This is a genomic window from Brevundimonas sp. (genome assembly GCF_023259385.1).
Lineage (GTDB): Bacteria > Pseudomonadota > Alphaproteobacteria > Caulobacterales > Caulobacteraceae > Brevundimonas.
This window is the reverse complement of record NZ_JAHFPF010000281.1, coordinates 1-4,318: the sequence shown is the minus strand read 5'-3', so window position 1 is coordinate 4,318 and position 4,318 is coordinate 1. Positions and strand designations below refer to the sequence as shown.

The window sequence follows — 4,318 nt, the reverse complement described above, 5'->3', positions numbered from 1 at the left end:
TCAGCGCGGCCAGCCGGGTCTCGGCGGCGGCGTCGAAGGCGGCGGCGCCTTCAGTCGTGACGGGCCAGGTCTGGGTCGCGGACGCCGGGGCGGCTGCATCGGTCGCGGCCGGGGCGGCGGCGCTGTCGGCGTGGCTCAGGCCGGCGCAGGCGGCGACGCCGAAGGCGAGCGCGCAGACGGCGGTCGCGGTCATCAGGGTACGCTTCATAGGCTCCTCCTCGCGGCCTCCCGCCGCTGATTTGGCGACAAGGGACGCGCGCCGGCCGATGGCGTCAAGCGGTCAGCGGTGCGGATCTAGCGAAGGACGCAGCGCGCCAGGCCCTCGTTCCGCACCGTGCCCATGGCCGCCTGGACCCGCGAGGCGCGGCGACGGACATAGGGGCCGGGCGCCGCCGCCTTGTAGCGGCGCGGGCTGGGCAGGATGGCGGCCAGGCGGGCGGCTTCGCGGGCGGTCAAATCCTTGGCGCTCTTGCCGTACCAGTGCCGCGCGGCGGCCTCGGCGCCGTAGATCCCCGGTCCCCATTCGGCGACGTTCAGATAGACCTCCATGATCCGGCGCTTGCCCCAGGTGGTCTCGATCAGAAGGGTGTAGCCGGCCTCCAGCCCCTTGCGGATCCAGTCCCGGCCCGGCCACAGGAAGACGTTCTTGGCGGTCTGCTGGCTGATGGTGGAGCCGCCGCGGATGCGGCCGCTTCCGCGCTTCTCGGCCCTGGCGTTGGTCTGCAGCGCCTTCTCGATGGCCTTCATGTCGAAGCCGGCGTGGGCGCAGAAGGTGGAGTCTTCCGAGGCGATCACCGCCTCGACCAGACGAGGCGAGATGTCGTCGAGCGAGCGCCAGCGGTAGTCCCGGCCGGAACCCTCGAACAGCCGGGCCGTCATCAGCCAGGTCTGGGGCGGCGGCACGAAACGGTACAGGGCCACGCTCCCGACCAGCAGCACGATCAGCGTCAGGAAGACGGTCAGGATCGGCCGCCGCCTCTTTGGTTTGGGAGCCCCCGTCATGCGCCGATGTTGGGCGGCTCCTCGGGCGGGCGCAAGAGGTCAGGCGGCGAGGGTGGGCGGCGAGCCCTTGGTGCCGCATTCCAGGCCCGCGGCGCGCACGTCGGCCTCGCCGATCCCGGCGCCGACCAGCTTCAGGATCTCCTCCAGAACGCTGTCCAGCGGGGCGGCGACCCCGGCCAGGATGTCGCGCAGGGTCGCGGGCAGCCCCGGCAGGGAGACGCCCAGCAGCCCCAGCACCTGGACGTCCAGATGGGCGTTGGCCACCAGGCTGGTCAGGGTCGAGCCGAGGATGCCCTTGGCGCCGATGGTCTGGGCCTTCAGGCTGTTGATGTCGGCGCGGTTGAAACGCAGGCGGGTGTCGCCGGAATCGCCGACATTGATGCGGGCGGCGGCGCGGACCTTCAGGACGGCGGTATCCAGGATCGCGGCGGGCGACAGGGCGGCGTCGCGCGAGAAGTCGGACAGCTTCGAGGACTCGATCTCGCCCAGGGCGACGCTGGCGATGCCGGACCGGGCGGTGACGTCGAAACTGTCCTCGCGGCAGTTGATGGAGGTCAGGGCCGCCTTGCCGCTGGCCACCTCGGCGTAGACCGGCAGGTGGACCCGACCCAGGCCGGCCAGATTCGCGGTGGTGACGTCCACATGCAGCCGGACCTGGGCGGTGCGCACCACGGTCGTGCCGTCGCGGGCCACGGTCAGCCAGGGGGATTTCTGCTCGCGTTCCCCGACGGCCAGGCGGACCTTGGCGGTGACGGGGCCGTCGACATCGGCGTTCAGATCAATGGTCTGCGGCCCGGCGGCCTCGCCCAGGGCGGCGTTGAGCAGGTCCCAGACGGGAACCTTGGCGCTGATGTCGCCCTTCACGCCCGACGCGACATTGATCAGGGAGCCGAGGCGCAGGTTTCGGTCCGGCCCGGTGGCCAGCGTGGCGGAGATGCTCTTCAGGGCCAGGTTGGTCGGGCCTGTCGTGCCCTTCGCCATGGCGTCGACCAGTTGGCGGGTCGACAGGTCGCGGGTCAGCAGGTTTTCGCGGTCGTCGGCGGACAGGACGCGGCCCAGTTCGTCCAGCAGGTCGTCGACGTCCAGGCTGGAGGCCAGCATGTTGTCATAGGACAGGGCGGTCAGCTTGATCTCGCGTCCGATCAACTGGGACAGGATGGCGTTGGCCAACGGGGGGTCCAGGGTCAGCAAGCGCGAGCCGATGGAGAAGGCGGCGGCGTCGCGCGCCGGGCGGATGGCCACGGCGGTCTTCTGCACCCGCACCGACCCGATGCCGAGCACGGAGCCGAAGAACAGGGGCACGTCCTCGCGCAACACCACGCGAACGGCGTCGGGAACGGGCCCTTCGGGGTTGAAGCGGTCGGCCACGGCGACATCGGCCTTTGCCTGATACTCGCCCAGGGCGACCTGTTCGATGCGCGCGCCGGACTGCTTCAGGCTCAGCACGCGTCGCACGGTGCTCTCGGCGGTGGTCAGGTCGCCGGCGGCCGAGACGGCGGCGGTGTCGGCCAGTCCCTGCAGCGCGCGGGCGCGGAATTCGACCGAGGCGGCGTCGACCGTGGCGGCGGTCGCGGTGATGACGAGCACGGCCAGCAGCACCGAGAGGGCGCCGACCCCGCCCCGCTGGTCGCGGCGCAGGCGTTTGAGAAAACCGGTCATCCTGCGGCCTCCGGAATGACGACGACGGCCTCGCGGGTGACGGCGGGGTTGGGCATGGGTATGAGCCGCGCCAGGTCGTAGTCAGGCAGGGTCGTGGTCACGGACACGGCGTAGAGGTCGCCGTCGCGCCAGGCGCGCCAGGTGCGGGTCGCGCCCTTCTCCAGCGGCACGCGCGCCACGGCGCCGGTCATCAGGCCAGAAACGATGGTCTGGCGCTCTGTGTCGTCCAGGCCCGCCACGGCGGCGCGGGCTCCGTCACTGGCCAGGTTCTGGGTCTGCGACGCGACCGTGAACCAGCGGCTGTAGAAGATGCCGCCGGCGACGAGGGCGAGCAGGACCGGAGCGAGTATGGCGAACTCCACCGCGGCTCCCCCGCGGCGGTTGCGCATGAGCGTGAGGATTACCGGGCGCGACATGGGGGCGCCTTTCCGGCGCCGGATGTGGAGTTGAGAATGGTGTCGGCCATGGTCCGCCGGGTCTTCGGACATTCGGCCATCGAGACGATGCGCCATTCTTCGGGAGAGAGGTCCCCCATAGACACCGGCTTGGGCCGCGTGCGCTGGGGCGCCTCGGTGCGGGGCGGGACCTCTAGTCCCAAGAAGCCAGGAATGGGTTTGGCGTGCGACACGGTCACAGCCTAACGCCACAATGGCTAATACACCCTAAACGGGTAGATGGTAATTTATACGCGTAGAAATGGTCATTTCACCCTAGTAGAAATACGCATCGGAAGACGATGTTTCGAGAATCTGCGAATTTCGGACGAATTCATCCCTGAATGAGATTCAGGTGTCGGCGACGCCCGCGCCGCCGTCCTCGTCGGCCCAGGCGATGCGCCGGGCGTCCGCGCTCATGGCCAGGGCCACGATGGGGGCGCCCTTCTCGGCCTTCAGGAAGTTCAGGCCCTGGCCGGCCGGATCGGCCAGCCAGACGCGCCCGTCGTTCAGACCGGCGGCCAGCAGGCCGGCCTTCGGCGTCGACGCGACCAGGGTGACCAGGCTGCTTTCGTCGAAGCCGATCTCGGTGGCCTCGCGCCCCATCGGACCGTTGGCGCCGATGAAAGGCCACAGCACGGCGCCCTGCGCGCCCGAGGTGGCCATCAGCTGGCCGTTGGACAGGAAGCTGACCGACTTCACCTTGCCGGGGTAGCCGCCCATGCGCAGGTTCTTCTGGTCCTTGATCCGCCAGCCGTGCAGCTGGTTGTCCTGCATGGCGGTGACGACGAAGGCGCCGTCCGGCGAGAAGGCCACGCCGGTATGCGACCCGGCCCACTTCAGCAGGGTCGGCTTCTGGTCGGCGATGCGGGCGAACCACAGCGCCGCCCCGCCATAGGTCGAGGTCGCGATCCGCCGGCCCTTGGGCTCGAACGCCACGCCAGAGACGGTGCGCTCGTGCACGAAGTCGCGGCGGAAGGCGGCGTCCTTGGCGTCGATCACCGACAGGGTCTTGCCCGCCGAGAAGGCGATCAGCCCGCTTTCGGCCGAGGCGGCGATGGAATCGATCCACGCGCCCTTGGCGGTGGCCAGCAGGCCGGCCTCGCCCTTGCGGTGCCAGATTACCCGGCCGTCGTCGCCGCCGGTCAGGACGCCCTCGCCCGACGGGTGGGCGCAGGCGCACAGGATCGCGCCGTCATGGGCGATGCTGAAGGCGCCGTCCT

General features: G+C 70.4%; 5 protein-coding genes. All 5 read right to left on the bottom strand.

All coding sequences use genetic code 11. The features are described 5' to 3' along the window. On the bottom strand, window positions 1–208 hold a 208-nt coding region (locus Q0C81_RS16670), incomplete at its 3' end, for a hypothetical protein (RefSeq protein ID WP_291840591.1). Window positions 209–294: 86 nt separating this feature from the next. After that, window positions 295–1,002 carry a monofunctional biosynthetic peptidoglycan transglycosylase gene (mtgA, locus tag Q0C81_RS16665; protein ID WP_291840589.1) on the bottom strand — a complete coding sequence of 236 codons (708 nt, stop codon included), beginning with the start codon at window positions 1,000–1,002 and terminating at the stop codon, window positions 295–297. Between the two features lie 39 nt (window positions 1,003–1,041). Beyond that, window positions 1,042–2,661: a TadG family pilus assembly protein gene (locus tag Q0C81_RS16660; RefSeq protein ID WP_291840587.1), complete on the bottom strand. Its 1,620-nt coding sequence runs from the start codon at window positions 2,659–2,661 to the stop codon at window positions 1,042–1,044. Then, a complete protein-coding gene (locus Q0C81_RS16655; RefSeq protein WP_291840584.1) occupies window positions 2,658–3,077 on the bottom strand; it encodes a TadE/TadG family type IV pilus assembly protein in 420 nt (139 codons plus the stop codon). Before Q0C81_RS16655 ends, Q0C81_RS16660 begins: the two co-directional genes overlap by 4 nt. 369 nt (window positions 3,078–3,446) lie before the next feature. Continuing rightward, on the bottom strand, window positions 3,447–4,318 hold an 872-nt coding region (locus tag Q0C81_RS16650), incomplete at its 5' end, for a WD40 repeat domain-containing protein (protein WP_291840581.1).

Coding starts and splice junctions, on each gene's coding strand:
- Q0C81_RS16660 (WP_291840587.1), bottom strand. CDS start 2,661: ATGACCGGTTTTCTCAAACGCCTGCGCCGCGACCAGCGGGGCGGGGTC.
- mtgA (WP_291840589.1), bottom strand. CDS start 1,002: ATGACGGGGGCTCCCAAACCAAAGAGGCGGCGGCCGATCCTGACCGTC.
- Q0C81_RS16655 (WP_291840584.1), bottom strand. CDS start 3,077: ATGTCGCGCCCGGTAATCCTCACGCTCATGCGCAACCGCCGCGGGGGA.